Origin of the sequence: uncultured Mesonia sp. (genome assembly GCA_947499595.1) — a bacterium.
GTDB lineage: Bacteria > Bacteroidota > Bacteroidia > Flavobacteriales > Flavobacteriaceae > Mesonia > Mesonia sediminis.
In genome coordinates this window covers 268,933-287,675 of record CANMOY010000003.1, presented here as the reverse complement: position 1 = coordinate 287,675, position 18,743 = coordinate 268,933, and the positions used below count along the sequence as shown (strand labels likewise).

Annotated in this window: 17 protein-coding genes; 6 read left to right on the top strand and 11 right to left on the bottom strand. The window is 39.4% G+C overall.

Annotation, left to right across the window (positions count from 1 at the left end):
* Position 1 precedes the first annotated feature (1 nt).
* The 3 genes from ACH2AZ_RS05460 to ACH2AZ_RS05450 are packed head-to-tail and all read right to left on the bottom strand — an operon-like array spanning position 2 to position 4,203.
* Positions 2 to 1,438, bottom strand: coding sequence for a peptidylprolyl isomerase (locus ACH2AZ_RS05460; protein WP_394906997.1), 1,437 nt, complete (start codon positions 1,436 to 1,438; stop codon positions 2 to 4).
* Positions 1,422 to 2,294, bottom strand: a complete 873-nt coding sequence (locus ACH2AZ_RS05455; RefSeq protein WP_394906996.1) for a peptidyl-prolyl cis-trans isomerase — start codon at positions 2,292 to 2,294, stop codon at positions 1,422 to 1,424. The genes ACH2AZ_RS05460 and ACH2AZ_RS05455 overlap by 17 nt, the downstream gene beginning before the upstream one ends.
* Positions 2,266 to 4,203, bottom strand: coding sequence for a peptidylprolyl isomerase (locus ACH2AZ_RS05450; RefSeq protein WP_394906995.1), 1,938 nt, complete (start codon positions 4,201 to 4,203; stop codon positions 2,266 to 2,268). Before ACH2AZ_RS05450 ends, ACH2AZ_RS05455 begins: the two co-directional genes overlap by 29 nt.
* Before the next feature lie 118 nt (positions 4,204 to 4,321).
* Here ACH2AZ_RS05450 and ACH2AZ_RS05445 point away from each other — a divergent pair, with 118 nt between their 5' ends.
* Together ACH2AZ_RS05445 and ACH2AZ_RS05440 are read left to right on the top strand one after the other, a co-directional pair.
* The gene (locus ACH2AZ_RS05445) at positions 4,322 to 4,780 is read left to right on the top strand and encodes an SRPBCC family protein (protein ID WP_394906994.1); all 459 of its coding nucleotides are present in this window, start codon (positions 4,322 to 4,324) and stop codon (positions 4,778 to 4,780) included.
* Positions 4,777 to 5,013: a hypothetical protein gene (locus tag ACH2AZ_RS05440; RefSeq protein ID WP_379048290.1), complete on the top strand. Its 237-nt coding sequence runs from the start codon at positions 4,777 to 4,779 to the stop codon at positions 5,011 to 5,013. Before ACH2AZ_RS05445 ends, ACH2AZ_RS05440 begins: the two co-directional genes overlap by 4 nt.
* A 137-nt stretch (positions 5,014 to 5,150) precedes the next feature.
* On the opposite strand, the gene carB is transcribed toward ACH2AZ_RS05440, so the two are convergent.
* Entirely contained in the window at positions 5,151 to 8,006 is a 2,856-nt protein-coding gene (gene carB / locus ACH2AZ_RS05435; RefSeq protein ID WP_379048292.1) for a carbamoyl-phosphate synthase large subunit, read from the bottom strand.
* Positions 8,007 to 8,109: 103 nt separating this feature from the next.
* The gene (gene rpmH / locus ACH2AZ_RS05430) at positions 8,110 to 8,268 is read right to left on the bottom strand and encodes a 50S ribosomal protein L34 (protein ID WP_013071475.1); all 159 of its coding nucleotides are present in this window, start codon (positions 8,266 to 8,268) and stop codon (positions 8,110 to 8,112) included.
* 345 nt (positions 8,269 to 8,613) lie between these two features.
* Here rpmH and ACH2AZ_RS05425 point away from each other — a divergent pair, with 345 nt between their 5' ends.
* Complete coding sequence (locus ACH2AZ_RS05425) at positions 8,614 to 9,129, top strand: DUF2892 domain-containing protein (RefSeq protein ID WP_394906993.1); 516 nt, start codon at positions 8,614 to 8,616, stop codon at positions 9,127 to 9,129.
* Positions 9,130 to 9,219: 90 nt separating this feature from the next.
* Positions 9,220 to 9,885: a TlpA family protein disulfide reductase gene (locus ACH2AZ_RS05420; protein ID WP_394906992.1), complete on the top strand. Its 666-nt coding sequence runs from the start codon at positions 9,220 to 9,222 to the stop codon at positions 9,883 to 9,885.
* A gap of 2 nt (positions 9,886 to 9,887) precedes the next feature.
* Here the strand turns inward: ACH2AZ_RS05420 and cls are convergent, their stop codons facing one another.
* The 3 genes from cls to ACH2AZ_RS05405 are packed head-to-tail and all read right to left on the bottom strand — an operon-like array spanning position 9,888 to position 13,051.
* A complete protein-coding gene (gene cls / locus ACH2AZ_RS05415; protein ID WP_394906991.1) occupies positions 9,888 to 11,345 on the bottom strand; it encodes a cardiolipin synthase in 1,458 nt (485 codons plus the stop codon).
* On the bottom strand, positions 11,342 to 12,310 hold the full coding sequence (locus tag ACH2AZ_RS05410; RefSeq protein WP_394906990.1) for a lytic transglycosylase domain-containing protein: 969 nt from the start codon (positions 12,308 to 12,310) through the stop codon (positions 11,342 to 11,344). The genes cls and ACH2AZ_RS05410 overlap by 4 nt, the downstream gene beginning before the upstream one ends.
* A 21-nt stretch (positions 12,311 to 12,331) precedes the next feature.
* Positions 12,332 to 13,051 (bottom strand): alpha/beta fold hydrolase, encoded by a 720-nt coding sequence (locus ACH2AZ_RS05405; RefSeq protein ID WP_394906989.1) that lies wholly within the window; start codon positions 13,049 to 13,051, stop codon positions 12,332 to 12,334.
* Positions 13,052 to 13,292: 241 nt separating this feature from the next.
* On the opposite strand from ACH2AZ_RS05405, the gene ACH2AZ_RS05400 reads away from it, so the two are divergent.
* On the top strand, positions 13,293 to 13,601 hold the full coding sequence (locus ACH2AZ_RS05400) for an N-acetyltransferase (RefSeq protein ID WP_379048304.1): 309 nt from the start codon (positions 13,293 to 13,295) through the stop codon (positions 13,599 to 13,601).
* Here the strand turns inward: ACH2AZ_RS05400 and mtaB are convergent.
* Positions 13,598 to 14,941, bottom strand: a complete 1,344-nt coding sequence (gene mtaB, locus ACH2AZ_RS05395; protein WP_394907041.1) for a tRNA (N(6)-L-threonylcarbamoyladenosine(37)-C(2))-methylthiotransferase MtaB — start codon at positions 14,939 to 14,941, stop codon at positions 13,598 to 13,600. The two genes, ACH2AZ_RS05400 and mtaB, sit on opposite strands and share 4 nt — an antisense overlap.
* Positions 14,942 to 15,109: 168 nt before the next feature.
* Here mtaB and ACH2AZ_RS05390 point away from each other — a divergent pair, with 168 nt between their 5' ends.
* Positions 15,110 to 16,678: an ABC transporter substrate-binding protein gene (locus tag ACH2AZ_RS05390; protein WP_394906988.1), complete on the top strand. Its 1,569-nt coding sequence runs from the start codon at positions 15,110 to 15,112 to the stop codon at positions 16,676 to 16,678.
* 972 nt (positions 16,679 to 17,650) lie between these two features.
* Here ACH2AZ_RS05390 and ACH2AZ_RS05385 read toward each other — a convergent pair.
* Both ACH2AZ_RS05385 and ACH2AZ_RS05380 read right to left on the bottom strand, forming a co-directional pair.
* Positions 17,651 to 17,938, bottom strand: a complete 288-nt coding sequence (locus tag ACH2AZ_RS05385; protein ID WP_394906987.1) for a type II toxin-antitoxin system RelE/ParE family toxin — start codon at positions 17,936 to 17,938, stop codon at positions 17,651 to 17,653.
* Positions 17,925 to 18,170: a type II toxin-antitoxin system ParD family antitoxin gene (locus ACH2AZ_RS05380; RefSeq protein ID WP_394906986.1), complete on the bottom strand. Its 246-nt coding sequence runs from the start codon at positions 18,168 to 18,170 to the stop codon at positions 17,925 to 17,927. The genes ACH2AZ_RS05385 and ACH2AZ_RS05380 overlap by 14 nt, the downstream gene beginning before the upstream one ends.
* Positions 18,171 to 18,743: the final 573 nt, after the last annotated feature.

Below are 18,743 nucleotides of genomic sequence, written 5' to 3'. Positions count from 1 at the left end.
TTTATTGCTTTAACCAGTTACTTTTAAAATCGCATTGCTTGTAGTCATCGCTAATTTTGATATAGGTATCCATAATCTTTTCACGCTGCCATTTTTCAATCGATTTCAATTGTTTTTCGCGTAAAGCAAGCTCTTTAATTTTGGTGTAGTCTTGGGCATAATTTGCCAAGTGCTCCTCATGTTTTTTATTAACCGTTACTAATTTAAAGAATTTAGTTCCGGTTCTTGTTTGATCCATTAAAACGGAAGAAACTTCCCCCTCTTCCAAATTGTTTACCTGATCGTAAATAAGCGGATCGATATCGGTCAATTCAAAACGGGTATCCCCCGATTTTGGATTGATTAATTTACCTCCATCTCCTTTGGTTTCCTTTTCTTCAGAATATAAACGTGCCGCCTCGTCAAAAGTAATTTCATTATTTACAATTTGCGTACGAATACTATCGATTTTCTTGCGTGCCGCTTGCACGGTTTCTTCGGTTACCTGAGGTATTAAGATAATATGTCGAATATCCAGCACCTTCCCTCTTATCTTATCTAACTGTACAATATGGTAGCCAAACTCGGTTTTAAACGGCTTACTTACCTCGCCTTCTTGCAAACTAAAAGCCACTTGCTTAAAGTCTTTATCTAAAGGATCATTACGGGTAATACTCATTTGCCCTCCACGCATACTGGTTCCGTCTTGAGAATACAATACGGCCTTGGTTGAAAAACTAGCTCCGTTTTCTACAATGTCGGTTCGCATTTCATTTAAACGGTCAATTACCTTTTGCTTTTCGCTTTGGGGTACTTCGGGTTTAATTACCAAATGTGCAATTTCTACCTCATCGCCAAACAAAGGGCGTTCGTCTTCAGGAATAGAGTTAAAAAAGCTACGCACTTCTTCGGGGGTTACTTCCATCTCGCCAACAATTTTATCTTGCATACGGCTACTTAAAGTACGTTCTTTATTGATTTTAAAAAGTTCCTCGCGTAAATCAGCTTCGGTATCTTTGCGATAAAAAGCCAATACTTTCTCAATATCGCCCACTTGGGCCATCATACGATCTAACTGCTGATCGATCATCGCGTTAATTTCATCGGCGCTTACCACGATGGTACTGTCTAGCTGAGCGTGATGCGCATAGAGCTTATTCTCCATTAATCGTCCTACCAATTGGCAGTCGTTAATCTGGCTCATATCCATACCTTGGGTTTTGGCATCGGCCTTCATCTTTAAAATATCACTTTCTAAAATCAAGTAATCTCCCACTACGGCAGCAATTCCATCCGCTTTAAAGCGCTGAAAGGTTTTCACCGAATCGGCTTGTTGAGCGAGTAACAATTGCTCTTCCTCGCCGGTGATTACCAAAGTACTGTCTTGTGGTGTGGTTTGCCCCCAGGCAGTTGCCAGAAGACCTAGACAAAACACCATGCTGCTAATAAAACTCTTCAAATTTTCTATTTTTAATTGCATTATCTATAATTTCTTTTTCTAATTCATCGGCCAGCTTCAACTTGCGTTTGTTGATTAAAATTTGTTTAATCGTCGGCTCCACATATTCTACCGGAGCCAATTCATTCCGGGCTTTAAAGTCTTTAATTTTCACTAAAAAGACGCTGCTCGAGTCTTCAAGTTGCAAAAGTTTGGCTTGATTTTCTTTTATTTTTTGCTCATCGAGCAAAGGTACATCTTTTATCACATCTGCTAAGTTATACCAAGTAGAATCATTAAATCTAAATTTTAAATAAGTGATGGCCTGATCTTGAATATCGATTTGATCATCAAGATTAAACCGATCAAAATTCTTTTTCAATTCTTTGGTGTTCTTAAAGTCCAACGGAATTTGAATATATCGCAAGCGCACTAAATTCTGATTGAGCTTAAAGTTTTCCTTATTCTCTTGGTAATAATCACGAATGGCTGTTTGGCTCACCGTAGTGTCTATACGTTGCCCTATGAGCATACTCTTATAAGCTTCACTGTATAGATTTATTTTATACTGCTCTACCAATCGGTTAAACTCTTGTTGTTTTTCTTGAGATAGATTTATCTTCGCACGGTGCAGCAACAATTGCTCAGTGGCCCAATCTTTTACATAATTGCGCAAAAAAATTACACTATCTTCACCAGTTAATTGCTTAGGCATTAAATCTAATACTTGCTCTTCATACAAGTAGTTGTCATATACCTTGGCCAGTGGCGCCTTTGATTCTGTAGGAACCAAAAGATCACACTGCACCAAAAATAGCGACAGTAAGCCAAGCGAGCTTAAGCGGATTTTATTTAAGTTCTTCTTGTAATTTTTCAAAAACCGACTGATTAATGGTTATATTATTTTCGGCGCGCAACTGGGCAATCCAATTTTCTTCCAACTGGCTTTGGTACGCATTAGCTACTTCTCCTCTAATTTCGGCCAAAGGCGGTATACCGGCCGGCTTCACCTCTTCTATCCATAACCAAACATATTGCCCGTTATGTTTATAAATTTTACTACTGCCTTGTTTTGGTTTCAACTTAGTAGGTATTTGCTCATCCTTAAGCGAGTAGCGACCCTGATCAAATAAAAGATTTTGCGCTTTAAAACGCTGCCTTAAAGCCGAGGCATCTTCTGGATTTTTCGACCAGGCTTTGCGTAAATTTCTAAGTGTTTTTTTATCTGTTCCAGAGGCTATAGTCGCTCTAAATTCTGCCGGTTTTTTAAAATCACTTGCGTGTTGCTCATAAAACGCTCGTAAACCAAGCGAATCCTTATTGCTTGCCTCCCATACTTTCTGCTGCATCAAATCAAACAAAAGCAAACCGTTTTTGTACTCTTCTATAATACCAGCATACTCTGTATTATACTCATCTAAATGTTCTTTATAATAGCGTTTCTTTTCAAGCTTAATGTAGTTTTTAAGCAATTGTTTTACCCATTGGTTTTTAACAAATTCATTTCGTGGCGTTTTCACTTGGTTAATCACTAAGTAGCTAAAGAAATTCGCGTAGGTTTTGGTTTCTTTAGGAAATTTAACCACAAAATCTTCGGGTAGTTTTTCGCTTAAAGCGGATTTGTCTTTAGTAGTGAAAAAATCTTCATCAATAAAATTCATAAAGAAAGTTAAGGCTTCAGGGTTCTCTTCTACCTCAATAGTCGAATCAATTTTTTTAATGATATCGGCATCTATCATCTGTGCGCGTACATCTTGTTGCACTTGTCTTGCCAATTGATCTTTCATATCGCTATACGGCAGTAAATCTTGCTTAAAAATAAGCTTAATCAAGTGCCAACCAAATTCGGTTTTTACCGGATCAGAAATAGGATTTTCTTCGCTCAAAGCAAAGGCAGCCTCTTCAAACTTAGCGCTCATCAAACTAGCTTTTTCAAAGGCTTTTAATTCTCCACCATTTGCAGCGGTATTGGTATCTTCGCTGTATTGTTTAGCCATATCGGCAAAACTTGCCCCTTGTTTAATACGATCGGCAATGGCTTTAATCTTTTCTTCGGCATCTTGCCCTCCTTCTTTATCGGTAAGCATAATGTGAGCCACTTTTACACGCCCGCCAGCCTCGCGTTTTCCCGTTAAATGAATCAGGTGATAACCAAATCGGGTTTTTACCGGATCAGATACTTCCCCTACAGGCGTAGCATAGGCCGCCGTCTCAAAAGGGTAAATCATTTTAAAGGGCCCGAACCATCCTAGCCGACCTTGGTTCTCGGTTACACTAGGATCATCTGAATATTTCAAAGCAGCCGCTTGAAAACTCATCCCCTCGTCTATTTCTTTCTTTATAGCCACAGCACGCTGGTAAACTGCCAGTGAGTCTTTTGCTGTGGCATCTTTTGGCCACTGTAATAAAATATGTGATGCTTCAAGCACGTGCTGCTTACGCTTGTAGGCCTCTTTTACCAACTCTTCTGTAGCGGTGGTATTGCGCATAAACTTATCGGCCAATTGCATGCGATAAATATCAAACTCTGCTCGATGACTTTGCAAAGTGTCTAAGTGCAGGGCGTAGGCTTCGTTTAATTTTAACTTATAATCAATAAATAAATCTAAGTACGATTGCGCATCCCTATCTTCTGGATCTAACAAATCAAGGTTTTTAGAGAACACTCGTTTAAACTCTTCGGCCATTACCGGCTCATCGTTAATTTGAAGTAAAACTTGTTCTTGGTCTTGAGCCCACACTACACTAGCAAAGCTTAAAAAACAAAGTAAAACGATTTTTTTCATGATTTCTTTATTAATTCGCCCAAAAATAACAATTCTATAGCGTTAAACAAGCATAAATAAAACGCATAAAATAGAAAATTGATATCTTAGCTACCAAAATATTTTTAGCCCATCGATTATGAAATACAAAATTGAAATAAAGGTAGCGGTTCCTCGCCACGTTTTTATCGAAAAAATGGATTCGATAGAAAATTTAAAGCACTGGCAAGAAGGATTGCTAGAAGCTAGTCCGATTACCGAGGTTCAAGGCGAAGCAGGCAGTAAAATGAAACTGCGCTACAAAATGAATAATCGTGAAATTGAAATGGTCGAAGAAATCATCAGTATTAAGCTTCCCGAATCCATGACAGCCGAATACACCACTCGAGGGGTAAAAAACATTCAACACAATACATTCGTCGACAATGCCGATGGCACCACTACTTGGATAGCCGATAACGAATTTATTTTCTCGAGTTTAGCATTGAAAGTCATGGGATTTTTGATGCCCAAAGCTTTTAAAAAGCAAAGCTATAAATACATGGAGGCTTTTAAAAATTTTGCCGAAAACGGCACCAGTTTAGTAGAAGAAGCATGAGAAACTTAGAACTAATTTGGGACTTCCGCGGTCCTGATGCCGAAAAAACTGCACAGCACCACCTGGTTCATCTAAAAGAATACAACCAACGAGAAAATTTAGGGCTAAGTGTTTTTAAACAAGTACAAATCAACCCTATGCATTGGGAGGCTTATTTGGTTTGTCCTGAGTCGTTAATGATTCGTTTACGCGACGCACTGAAACCTCACCGAGCAAGGCTACATCAAGCTTAATTAGCATTTACTACTTTTTGGAGACTATAGCAATTAAGCTAAAGTTTATGGAAGACTCGCCTTTAGCATCAGCAATAAAAAAATCCCTTGCGGTATTAAGGCAAGGGATTTTTATTTTATCAGCATTAGGCTTTCTCCTAGCTGGTCAGATACATTTTTCTACGCGCATATAAATCATAAAAAGCATCATCGCGTAAGCTATCGATAAACAAAATACTCTCTCCAGTACTCTTCATTTCTGGCCCTAGTTGTTTGTTTACATTTGGGAATTTGTTAAAAGAGAACACCGGTTGCTTGATGGCATAACCTTCAAGTTGCGGATTGAAATCAAAATCGGTGACTTTCTTCTCCCCTAACATTACTTTTGCAGCATAATTCACATAAGGTTCTCCGTAAGCCTTAGCGATAAATGGTACGGTTCTCGAAGCACGCGGATTGGCTTCAATAATATATACCTCATCGTCTTTTATAGCAAATTGAACATTGATTAAACCAACGGTTTTAAGCGCTAGAGCAATTTTCTTGGTGTGGTCTTTTATCTTTTGAATAACCAAATCACCTAAGTTAAAAGGAGGTAGCAGTGCATTTGAATCTCCACTGTGAATACCACAAGGCTCAATATGCTCCATAATTCCTATAATATACACATTTTCGCCATCACAAATAGCATCCGCTTCAGCTTCAATTGCACCATCTAAATAATGGTCTAATAAAAGTTTATTATTAGGTATGCTACGCAATAAATCCACTACGTGCTGCTCTAATTGTTGTTTGTTAATGACAATCTTCATTCCTTGACCTCCCAGTACATACGAAGGACGCACTAAGATAGGAAAGTTCAACTCATCGGCTAAAGCCAAAGCCTCATCGGCTGTTTCGGCAGTGCCAAACTCAGGATAAGGAATGTTGTTCTCTTGTAATAATTTAGAAAAACTACCACGGTCTTCGGCCAAATCTAGGGCTTCATAACTGGTTCCCATAATTTTAATTCCGTATCGGTTCAGTTTCTCGGCTAGTTTTAAAGCGGTTTGTCCGCCCAACTGTACGATTACCCCTTCGGGTTTCTCGTGACGAATAATATCATAAATATGCTCCCAGAATACGGGTTCAAAGTACAGCTTATCTGCCGTATCAAAATCGGTCGAAACCGTCTCGGGGTTACAATTAATCATAATGGTCTCGTAACCGCATTCGGCTGCAGCCATCACCCCGTGTACACAGCAGTAATCAAACTCGATACCTTGACCTATTCGGTTAGGCCCCGAACCAAGCACTATAATTTTTTTCTTATCGCTTACCTCACTTTCGTTGTGGCTGTATTGTTTACCATCTGCCGTTTCAACTACATCCTCAAAAGTAGAGTAGTAATAAGGTGTTTTGGCAACAAACTCAGCCGCACAAGTATCAACCAGTTTGTATACGCGTTTGATATTTAGCTCTTCTCGTTTTTTATAAACTTCGCTTTCTAAGCAATTTAGCATATGGGCAATTTGCCGGTCTCCATAGCCTTTTTGCTTAGCCTCGAGCAAAATTTCTTTGTCGATGTTCTCTATAGTATAATTACTAGCAATTTCTTTTTCTAAATGATACAGCTCTTCATACTGCTTTAAGAACCACATATCTATTTTGGTGATTTCGTGAATTCTACTCAGCGGAATACCCAATTGTATCGCATCATAAATAACAAACACGCGATCCCAGCTTGGGTTCGCCAATTTTTGTACTATGGTTTCGTAATCGTTATAGCCTTTACCATCTGCCCCCAAACCGTTGCGCTTGATCTCTAACGACTGGGTTGCTTTATGCAGCGCCTCTTGAAAAGATCGCCCGATACCCATTACCTCACCTACCGATTTCATTTGTGGTCCTAACAAGCGGTTAGAGCCTTCAAACTTATCAAAATTCCAGCGCGGTATTTTTACAATAACATAATCTAAGCTAGGCTCAAATAATGCCGATGTAGTTTTGGTTATCTGATTTTCCAACTCGTCTAAGGTATAACCCAAAGCCAACTTGGCGGCTATTTTTGCAATAGGGTAACCCGTTGCTTTTGACGCTAAAGCGGATGAACGCGAAACCCTTGGATTGATTTCAATGGCGATGATGTCTTCTTTTTCATCTGGACTCACAGCAAATTGTACATTACAACCCCCGGCGAAATCTCCGATATTACGCATCATCTTGATGGCCATATCGCGCATACGCTGAAAAGTTTTATCACTCAACGTCATAGCAGGGGCTACAGTAATAGAGTCTCCGGTATGAATTCCCATCGGATCCATATTTTCTACCGTACAAATAATCACTACGTTATTGTTATTATCGCGTAGTAATTCTAATTCATACTCTTTCCAACCCTGCAAAGCTTTATCAATAAGCACTTCGTGAATAGGCGAAACTTCAAGTCCGTGGGCTAAAGCCTGCTCAAATTCTTCTTTGGTTTCAACAAATGCGGCACCAGCTCCTCCTAAAGTAAAAGAAGCTCGTATTAAAAGCGGCAAGCCAAATTCTTGGGCGATTTCTTTCCCCTCTAACATCGATTTGGCTGTTTTGGCAGGTGCTACCGGTATATCGATACGTGACATCAACTGCTTAAACTCTTCTCGATCTTCGGTTATATTGATCGCGGCGATATCTACCCCGATTATCTTCACATCAAAATCTTTCCAAATACCTTTTTCATCTGCTTCAATACATAAGTTCAAGGCTGTTTGCCCTCCCATTGTGGGCAATACCGCATCGATTTGCGGATGTTCTTTTAATATTTCAATCAGCGATTTGGTGGTAAGCGGCTTAAGATACACATGATCGGCCATGGTAGGGTCGGTCATAATGGTTGCCGGATTGGAGTTAATCAAGATGGTTTCAATTCCATCTTCGCGCAGAGAGCGCAGCGACTGGCTACCAGAATAATCAAATTCACAGGCCTGCCCAATTACAATAGGACCCGAACCTATGATTAATATACTTTTTAAATCTTTATTTTTTGGCATAACGCTAGCAGTTATAGATGTTTAAATTTAAGTAGATTCTAGATATAAAAAAAGGCGTTACCACTGGTAACACCTTTAAAAAATTTTGATAACACAATCATTATTAGTGCTTATGTCTATTTTCTGAAGAAACAGAAAGTTTCTTTCTACCTTTAGCTCTTCTTCTTGCAAGCACTTTGCGACCGTTAACACTGGCCATACGCTCTCTAAAGCCGTGCTTATTTTTTCTTTTTCTTTTCGAGGGTTGAAACGTTCTTTTCATCTTAAAATATCTTTAATCTTCTGTTGAAATCTTAATTCTAAAAATATAAAAGCCTTGCTGCTTTTAAACTGCGGGCAAATATACAACAAGTTTTTAGTCTCACAAATGGAATATTAATTTTTTTACGGTTTTTTTAAAGCAAACCAAATGGCTTTTCATCGCCTGGGCAAAGTAACAAATAAATACTTGGTTTTAGGCACTTTAAATCTTAATTCTTAGCTTCTCTTAGGCATCAAAAATAATTCTCAAGCCTCCCTAGTATCCAATCTAGTGGGTTTAGCCCTTTTTCACCGATACGGCATTCATTTTTTTTCTTACCTTTGCGGACATTAAAAAAAACAAATTATGTTTAATAAGAACCTTAAACTGGTTTTAGCTGGGGCCATTTTTGCCTTTGCGATTTATCAATTTATAGAAGGCCAAATTGGAAACGGTATTTTTCTAATTTTGCTTGCTGCTATTTTTGTTTTCCTTTATTTTAAAAATGAATTGATTCTACTGGCTTTTTTACGCCTGCGTAAACAAGACTTTGACGGAGCTAAAAAATGGCTCGATAAAATTAAAAAACCTGAATCGGCATTGGTGCAAAAACAACAGGGGTATTACTGGTACCTCCACGGTTTAATGGTATCGCAAAAAAATATGACTAAAGCCGAAAAATATTTTAAACGCGCCATTAAACTAGGCCTATCGATGAGCCAAGACCTAGCCATGGCTAAATTAAACCTTGCCGGAATAGCGATGACCAAAAGACGTAAGCGCGAGGCACAAATCTTATTGAAAGAAGCTAAAACTTTAGATAAACATAATATGCTTGCCGATCAAATCAAAATGATGAAGCAGCAAATGAAGCGGATCTAAACGATAGCTATCACATCCCTAATACTAATGCGTAGAATTTATTTTTTACGCATTTTTTTTATATATTTATTGATGATTAATTCGGTAAATATGCAAAAACTTTTACTATTACTCATTTTACTACCTTTTTTTGCTTGGAGCCAAGACACCAAGCAACAAGAGGTGTTGTTTTCTGAAGCTATAGGCAAGCATATAAAAACCTACAAAAAGAAAGCTCGTAAGGCTTATCGACATAAAGATTATGAACGCGCACAAATTTTATTCGATTCTTTGGTGAATCACCAGTTGCGCGGAACCTATCTCGATAATTTCAAGGTTTCTTGTGTCCGCACTGGTAAAACCTGCTTTAACGATTTTAAAAAACCAATGTACCTAATGACCTACGCTTCTTGGTGTGTGGCGAGCAAAGGTGAAGTGCAATCGCTAAATGCCTTAGCAAAAAAATATAAAAAAGAAATTGATTTCGTGGTCTTGTTCTGGGATAAACGTAAACAAGCGCGCAGAGTGAGCCGTAAATACAATCGATTTGTGCATGTACTGTATGTAGATGAACTAAGCAACCGTGAAGCGCATTTGGTAAAAACAATGAAGCATTCCTTAGGTCTTCCTACTACTTTTTACATCAGTCAAGAAAAAGAGATTTTAGGTATTGAACACCTGCCTAAACCTCATATTGAACAAGACATAAAAAATGCAGTACAATTCAATGTTCAGCAATTTAAAAAAGGAGTACAGGTACTATTGGCTAGTCCTTAGGCCTACAGTAAGGGAGCCCATAGCCTAGAGAAAGATTCTTTTATCTTTTCCTTTAAAGGTCGTTCTAACCAGAGCTCTAACAGCACTTCTTCGCAATCTTGCTTGTCCTTTTCAAAATGCTCTTGCATTTTCTGAGTAAAATTTTCGTTATATATCAAAGCGTTGATTTCAAAATTGATTTCAAAACTGCGGTAGTCAAAATTAGAAGTACCTACACTGCATAACTGACCGTCAATGAGCATCGTCTTAGCATGCAACATGCCTTTACAATAATGAAATATGCGAATACCAGAAGCCAATATATCCCGAAAATAGGAATGCGTCGCATACTTCGCAGCCCAAGAATCTCCGTCACGCGGACACATAAGTTGAATATCAACTCCACGTGCTGCTGCGGTTTTTAGGGCAACCAGCATAGGCTCATTAGGAATAAAATAAGGGGTGGTGATTAAAATGCTCTCACGTGCCTGATTGATAGCCGTAAACAAGGCCCGCATTATGTGCGGACTGTCGGAATCTGGGCCGCTGGCAACGATTTGCATGGCAATCTCGCCGCAGTCTTTAATTTTAGGAAAATAATCTTCGGCTATACTTATTTCTTTTGAACCGGTTACAAAATTCCAATTCAATAAAAAATGAGCGTGTAATGATTTGACTACATTTCCTTCTAACCGCAAGTGAATGTCGCGCCAAAAAGAATCGTTAAGGCTATTTACATATTCATCGCTCACGTTAATGCCTCCCACAAATCCGATGCTCCCATCAATCACACAAAGTTTGCGATGGTCGCGATAGTTTAGTTTACGCGTGAGATTAGGAAACCATACGGGCATAAACGGATAAATTTCTACTCCCGCCTCCTCTAACCTCTTCTTATCACGACTTGCTAATTGACTACCTACATAATCATAAATTACCTTTACAGCAACTCCCTCTTGAGCGCGTTCACAAAGCAAATCAAGCAATTGTTTACCGATTTCACCCTGACCAAAAATATAATATTCTAAATGTATAAAACGCTGGGCTTTACGTAGGGCATCAAAAAGCGCCTCGAATTTCTCATCTCCATTGTTGAGCAAACGCACATCATTGCCAAAAGTCAGCGGTTTACGTTGGGTGTTTTGCACCAAACCCACCACAGCTGAGTACTGCTCAAGAAAAGACTCTTCATACTTTTCGAGCGACTCCTCATCTACCAACAGCTTTTTCTCCCACTTCTTGATGATTTTATGATTAAACACCCCTTGGCGTTTAAACATTTTATCTTTGCGGTATTCCTGACCAAAAAACAAATACACCAAAAGGCCAACAAAAGGAAAAAGCAACAAACCCAATACATAAGAAAGCGTAGAAACCGGATTCCCATTGTTGCGAATCACAAAAAAGGCCGTACCTATCGCCAAAAGGTAATTCAGAATCAATAGGCTAATGAGCCAATTATTACTTATAAAGTCTATCATTCGGGTTGGTAGGTATACACCTCATCAAGTGGAATTTCCAATTCGTAGGCCTTACGCAAGGCATTGTCGAGGTGCGCTTCGCGCAACCAAGGGTTATGAATTTTTAAAATCTTATAATTGATATCCATTTTCTTAGCAAAACGGGCAAAGTTAGTTACGGGTGTATCTACCACCACGGTTCTGGTGGGCACCGGACTATACAAATCTTCTTTATTAAAGTGAAAACCATAGGCTTTTGGCTGACTAAAAATCGTTTTAATCGCTAAAATACGGAACACATATCTACCGGTTTCTATATTCAACAACAGGTCGTAATAATCATTTACCTCTTGGCGATCTTGCTGTTTACGAATACCATAATTTCCTGCATTATAAGCAGCGGCAGCAAGTGTCCAACTTCCCAACTCTTCTTTGGCTTTTTTCAAATAAGCACAAGCCACTTCCGTCGATTTGGCGATATGATAGCGTTCATCAATATTGTCATTGATTTCTAAGCCGTACTCCCGCCCCGTGGTTTTCATTATTTGCCAAAAACCTGTAGCGCCCGCAGGCGACACCACTGGCATTAAGCCACTTTCGGCAACGGCCAAGTATTTAAAATCATCGGGGACACCATGCTTCGCTAAAATCGGTTCGATAATAGGAAAGTACTTGTTCATGCGTTTGAGTAACAACAAGCCATTTGACTGCCAATAGGTATTCACCAACATTTCTCGATCGAGTCGCTCCCGAATATCCGGATTGTCTAAAGGCACCGCCTCCCCGGCAAAATTGATGTTTTCGGGTATAGGCAAGGCATACACTTTATAATCTTTTACATGCGGCTCCGCTTTTTTGGGCAGCAAGTCCTTTTCAATTAGGGCTTCATAATCATTATGCTGCTGGTAACTACTCAGCGCCAGCGCTCCAATTCCACTAAGGGCAATCACCCCTACAACACTTAAAAACCGATTCATCCTCTTCATACGTATATTTTTTTCTTTTTCTTATTCATCTACCAGCACGCCTTGCTCTATATAAGCGGGCAAGTGCTCATTAAACCACCTAAAACGCTCGATAATCATCGCATGCGTACCACCTTGCACCGGAATATAGTTTTGGATATATTTCACCGGAAAAATAGGGTCTTCGGTACCATGTATATGCACCAAACCAGGCAATGGTTTTTCTTGTTTCCAATGCAAGATTTGCTCCAAAGACCAATCTAAATATTCTTTTTGATGCACACTCAGGTATTTTTTATACCACTTCGCCCGCTTGCGCGTGTAGTTTCCTACTGGCCAGTCAGATAGGCTTTCAATCTTCTGTGCCCATTGAGTAGGTAAAAGCTTATACAATTTCATACTCTTTGCCCAACGCAAGCGTCTGGGCATCTCTAAGTGCGTTTTGATACTCGAAATAATAATCACTCGGCGTACGGCTACCAATTGAGCTAACTCTTGCACGATTATTCCGCCAAAAGACACTCCGATTAATACCGGCTGCTCGTGTTTGATTTCGGGCAGATAGCGCTTCACATAATGCTTTAGACTTTCTCCCCCTTCGGGCATCTTCCACGACAAATACACCAAATCAAACCGATCTTCATCCAATTGCAGGTATTCAAAAATAGCCGGACTAGCAGCCATACCGGGCATAAAATAAACCGGTATTTTTTGTTTTACTGCTGGTGGGGTTTCCACCGATGTAGACGAATCGTTTAACATAATTTACTCGACACAAATCTAATAGGAATATACTAAAAAAAGCCTCTTGTTGGTCAGAAAATATATAGATTAACTTTTTTAATCCGCCTAAGCGTAAAAACTAAAGCCGCCCCTAAAAATCAAGCCTTAAAGAAACGTCAAAGTCTACTCCTTTACTCCCGTACCCGATAATTTTTCGTATCTTTATACCTGTTTATGAGTTGATTAACGCTAAAACTAATCTGTTTAAAATTTATAAATTATGCCCAGTATTACCGCCCCTTTAAAAGACAATGAATTCATCAGACAATTTGAAGCCCAAGTAGATCAAGTATTCATCGCAATTGAATACAGCAAACAAGAACGCAAAATATTTCTTTCTCGCTTGCATCAAAATCCGCCAGAAGGTTTAACCACCGTACAAGTAGACGCCTTTCTAGAACAAGTATTTGATTATGTTCGCAGCTTAGGCCGATTAAAAATTGTGCCCACCGGTAAAGAAGTAGCCCGCTTTTTTAAGGCCCGCAAAAAACAATATGACGATTTAATTCCTATGGGAATGTCGCTTTAAATCGCCGCCTCTTCGCCTACAAAATCAAAGCGCACCAAGCCGTCTTCGTCTATTTCGGTTAATTTTATACGGTGAATGGTATTCACAAAACTAGGATCCCACGGCATTTTTACTTTCACATAGTTTTCGGTAAACCCATGTATATAACCGGCTTTATTTTCGCCTTCAAATAACACACTACGTTCACTACCCAATTGCTCTTCATAAAAAGCACGTCGCTTTTTAGCCGACAAGCCACGTAGCATTTTGCTTCGTTTTTTGCGTTGCTTTAAGGGCACTACTTCTGGCATACTGGCCGCTGGCGTATTCTCACGCTCAGAGTAAGTAAATACGTGTAAATAAGAAATAGGTAAATCGTTTAAGAAATTATAGGTCTCTAAGAAATGTTCTTCGGTTTCACCGGGAAATCCTACAATCACATCTACCCCTATACAAGCGTGCGGCATTGCCGCTTTTATAGCCTGTACCCTATTTACATACAAATCACTCATATACCGGCGACGCATTAATTTAAGCATCGCATCGCTACCGCTTTGCAGCGGAATATGAAAATGCGGCACAAAACTGCGGCTTTGTGCTACAAAATCTATGGTTTCATTTTTCAGCAAATTGGGTTCTATACTCGAAATACGCAAACGCTCTATACCAGGTACTTCATCTAGAGCCTGTACCAATTCATAAAAAGTATGCTCATGCTTTTTATTGCCAAACTCACCTTTTCCATAATCGCCAATATTTACTCCGGTTAGCACAATCTCTTTGATATCTTGTGCGGCGATTTCGGCAGCATTTTTCAATACATTAGGTAAGGTATCACTACGCGATATTCCCCGTGCCAGCGGTATAGTACAGTAGGTACATTTATAGTCGCAACCGTCTTGTACTTTTAGAAAAGCCCGGGTTCTGTCGCCAATACTATAACTTCCCACATAAAAGTCGGCTTCATCAATTTCGCAAGCGTGTACTAAACCATTTCCGCCATCGAGCTTGGGTTGGGCTAACAAATCATTCAGATAATGCGTGATTTTAAACTTTTCGGTTGCTCCTAAAACCAGGTCTACGCCGTTTACATCGGCTAGCTCTTCAGGCTTGAGTTGCGCATAACAGCCTACTGCAATCACAAAAGCATCTGGATTTACTTTCTGCGCCTGTTTTACAATACCCTTAAAACGCTTATCGGCGTTTTCGGTTACACTACACGTATTGATCACATATATATCGGCCGACTCATGAAATTCTACCCGATTAAAACCTTCCTGCTCAAAAGAACGAGCAATAGTAGAGGTTTCCGAAAAATTCAACTTACAACCTAAGGTATAAAAGGCTACTTTTTTTGCTATTTCTGTCTCACTTCCCACGCGCTATCCAAATTTCTTTTAGTATTATTGCCAAGCTTAACTGCTTGGTTTTCTTTAAAAATGTGTGCAAATATACAACCTAATTCTTGTTTAAAAAAAACTAGCCGCAACTGGCTGCTATTTCGGAATCCTTCCGTTTTAATTTGCTTGTTGCTCAGCTTATGCTTTGGCTGCCAACCCCAAGCCCCGCTGTACCCCGACACAGCCGTCTTTCGGTACAACGAGCACGCCAATATCACCTCGCTCGATCCGGCTTTTGCTAAAGATCAACGCAACATCTGGGCTTGCCACCAGTTGTACAACACCCTAGTACAATTAGATGAGAATCTTGAAATTCAGCCCGATTTAGCCGAATCTTGGAAAATCAGCGAAGATGCCACCACCTATACCTTTAACCTCAAACCACAAGTTTACTTTCACGAAAATGAAGTTTTTAAAAATCTTGCCGATAGGCAGGTACAAGCACAAGATGTGGTGTACAGCCTAAAACGCCTCACCGATAAGCAAGTGGCTTCACCCGGTAGCTGGGTAATGAACCAGGTAAAAAGCATTGAAGCTATTAACAACAACCAAGTACAAATTAAACTTTATCAAGCCTTTCCAGGTTTTTTAGGTTTGCTCAGTATGAAATTTTGCAGCATCATACCCCAAGAAATGCAGCAGCTAGACTTTAGAACCAACCCCATTGGCACCGGACCCTTTTATTTCAAACGCTGGGAACCGAATGAAAAATTGGTTTTTAGAAAAAATACCAACTATCACGAATTTGATGAAAATGGCGAACGACTGCCCTACCTCGAAGCTGTGGCCATCACTTTCTTACCCGATAAGCAAGCAGAATTTCTGCAATTCGCCCAGGGTAAACTAGATTTTTTAAGCGGATTAGATCCTGCCTATAAAGATGAACTGCTCAACAGTCAAGGGCAGTTAAATACGCGTTATAAAGATCAAATCAGCATGCAAAAGGCACCCTACCTTAACACCGAGTACATTGGTTTATATGTAGGTGATCCTCAACAAGCCACCCATTACCGCTCGTTTCGGCATGCCTTAAATTATGCCATAGACAAACCCACTATGATGCGCTATTTACGCAATAATATTGGGGTTCCCGCTCAAGGCGGATTTATTCCACGCGGATTACCCGCCCATACGTCCAGCGGATTTTATACCTATCAACCAGAAAAAGCCCGTGCGCTCATTCAAAAGTTTAAACAAGAGCACCCCAACATTCCGGTTCAGTTAAAAATAAGCACTAGTGCCAGTTATCTTGATTTAGTAGAATACCTACAGGGCCAGCTTACACAAGTGGGCATACAAACTGAAGTAGAAGTTATGCCCCCTTCTACCTTACGTCAATTGCGTTCGGCTGGAAAGCTAGCGGCTTTTCGAGCCAGTTGGATTGCCGATTATCCCGATGCACAAAACTACCTCTCGCTTTTTTATAAAGCCAACTGGTCGCCCCACGGTCCCAATTATACGCATTATGCTTCGGCAACCTTCGATAGCTTATACCAAAAGGCCATGACGGCACCTGAAGCCCAAGCCCGCGAAAGCTTATATCGACAAATGGATGCATTGCTTATGCAAGCGGCACCGGTTATTCCTTTGTATTATGACGAGGTGGTACGCTTTACACAAAAAAATGTTCACGGCTTAGGCATCAATGCGATTAACCTTCTCGATTTAAAACGTGTGCAAAAACAAGCATTGCAGTAAAGCCTTGTTGTTTCATTCGAGAGGATTATCAGCCTAATGTCTGTTACAACACGCCTTGTCAGTTCGAGTTTCGGATTTTTGGGCGATAGAACAAAAATGCGAAGTATCGAGACAAAGTCGAAAAGTAGCGAATACTTTTTTAGTTTTAATTCAACCACTTCTCGATACAACCCAGCGAGTCCAACTACGGCATTAAAAATGCCTGTTGGCTAAGCTGGCCCACTCGAAGTGACAGCCGTTTAATACCTACCTTGTCACACCGAGTGAGGGTTTTTGACGGTAGACAAAAACTCTTGTATCGAGGTGCAGTCGAAAAGTAGCGAGTTTATTTTCTTTTTCATAACCTACTTTCTTACAAAACATAGGTATTGCTATATCCTAACTTTCATTTTCTTTACTTGTATAAAGAAAACGAAACAAAAGAAAGTACACTTTTTCTGAGGTATTTTTCAGACAAGCTGAAAACCACTTGTATTTTGCTAAATTGGCTCCAAGGCTTCGCCAATTCTTCACGCAAAACACAAGTTATACTGAAGAAAAAGATTGCAAAGCTCTGCTTTGAAACGCTTTCTGAATTGGGCTGCTGGATATTAATAACTCTACTTATTACTTTTCAATTAAAAACCCGAATAGTTTCAGAAATAGCGAGTGACAAACGGAAGTGCGTTTCGCGGTAGCGAAAAAGAGCATGTAGCGATAATGCCTTAAGCTGAACACTTTCAGCTTAAGGCAATTTCCTCAACTATTCTTGATTTTTTAGTTCGTTTTTGATCAAGCAAAAATGGACAGAAAGAATTTGTAGCTTTTTGCTTGAGGTTGGATTTTGATTGGGAACGAGGGGTTGATTTTTTAGTTGGTTTAGGAATTAAAAATGTAGAAGGGCTGGCCCACTCAAAACAGGAATTACCAAAAGCTCGGGAATTGCCACTCATTTAAACCATCATTTTGGTTCTAATTTATAAATTACTGTTTTTATAATTTATCATTCAAATCTTGTCTTCCAACTATGGTCATTATTTCGACATTATTGTTATTAACTCTATAGTAAATACTATCCACTCCGCACACGCAGCGCCTATATCCTTCTTTTATATGGTCAACCGCTTCAAATGAAAAAGGTTGTTCAGCGATAATGTCAAAATACTCGAAAAATGTCTCAAAATATTTATCCGCTTGGGTCAATCCAAATTTTTTAATCCCGTAATGGTGAATACGAACTAAGTCAGTTTTTGCTTCGTTTGACAATTTATATTGAGCCATCAAGCAAAGACTTTGATTGAGCTAAAATACTTTCTTTACTATCATTAGTAAATCCACTATTCTCAGCTCTTTCAATTTTGGCCCTAATCCAATCAATTTGAACTTGCTGTTTTCGGGCTTGCCGTATTAAGTCGTTCACTAACTCGCTCTTGCTTGAATACTCTTTACTATCTACTTGAGCCTTTAGCCATTCATCATTAGGCTTGGTAAATGATATGCTTTGTCTAGACATGATTAATTTATTTGATGTAAATATACACCATTATCGAATCAGTTGCAAATACAAGTACACTATCCCAAGCAAAAGGAACTACTTTTATTTATCCCTCTACTTTTTTCCATCGCCGAAAAAAGTAGCAAACCCCGAAATATCGGGACTACGAAAGTCTAGGCTGACGAAACTAGCGCTAAATTGTAGGTTTGCAAGCTAAATTTTAGGAACTCACCCGATTTCCAATCGGGCTCAAACAGCCTAAAATTTTTAACGCTTACTGCACTGCCAATTTTACGCCCTATTTTCGATAGGCCGTTTTAAAAAGTGGTTGTATTTCTTTGTAGAAAACCACGTCTTGTCAGTTCGAGTTTCGGATTTTTGGACGATAGAACAAAAATGCGAAGTATCGAGAACAAGTCGAAAAGTAGCGAGTTTATTTATATTTTCAAAACCTACATCTTAACAATTCATCAATCTTGCTATGTCCTAATTTTCATTTTCTTTACGGTGTATTCCTCTCGCTGCGCTCGTCGGATACAGGAGAAAACGAAACAAAAGAAAGTACACTTTTTCTGAGGTATTTTTCAGCTT

Coding starts and splice junctions, on each gene's coding strand:
- ACH2AZ_RS05450 (WP_394906995.1), bottom strand. CDS start 4,203: ATGAAAAAAATCGTTTTACTTTGTTTTTTAAGCTTTGCTAGTGTAGTG.
- ACH2AZ_RS05445 (WP_394906994.1), top strand. CDS start 4,322: ATGAAATACAAAATTGAAATAAAGGTAGCGGTTCCTCGCCACGTTTTT.
- ACH2AZ_RS05440 (WP_379048290.1), top strand. CDS start 4,777: ATGAGAAACTTAGAACTAATTTGGGACTTCCGCGGTCCTGATGCCGAA.
- carB (WP_379048292.1), bottom strand. CDS start 8,006: ATGCCAAAAAATAAAGATTTAAAAAGTATATTAATCATAGGTTCGGGT.
- rpmH (WP_013071475.1), bottom strand. CDS start 8,268: ATGAAAAGAACGTTTCAACCCTCGAAAAGAAAAAGAAAAAATAAGCAC.
- ACH2AZ_RS05425 (WP_394906993.1), top strand. CDS start 8,614: ATGTTTAATAAGAACCTTAAACTGGTTTTAGCTGGGGCCATTTTTGCC.
- ACH2AZ_RS05420 (WP_394906992.1), top strand. CDS start 9,220: ATGCAAAAACTTTTACTATTACTCATTTTACTACCTTTTTTTGCTTGG.
- cls (WP_394906991.1), bottom strand. CDS start 11,345: ATGATAGACTTTATAAGTAATAATTGGCTCATTAGCCTATTGATTCTG.
- ACH2AZ_RS05410 (WP_394906990.1), bottom strand. CDS start 12,310: ATGAAGAGGATGAATCGGTTTTTAAGTGTTGTAGGGGTGATTGCCCTT.
- ACH2AZ_RS05405 (WP_394906989.1), bottom strand. CDS start 13,051: ATGTTAAACGATTCGTCTACATCGGTGGAAACCCCACCAGCAGTAAAA.
- ACH2AZ_RS05400 (WP_379048304.1), top strand. CDS start 13,293: ATGCCCAGTATTACCGCCCCTTTAAAAGACAATGAATTCATCAGACAA.
- ACH2AZ_RS05385 (WP_394906987.1), bottom strand. CDS start 17,938: ATGGCTCAATATAAATTGTCAAACGAAGCAAAAACTGACTTAGTTCGT.
- ACH2AZ_RS05380 (WP_394906986.1), bottom strand. CDS start 18,170: ATGTCTAGACAAAGCATATCATTTACCAAGCCTAATGATGAATGGCTA.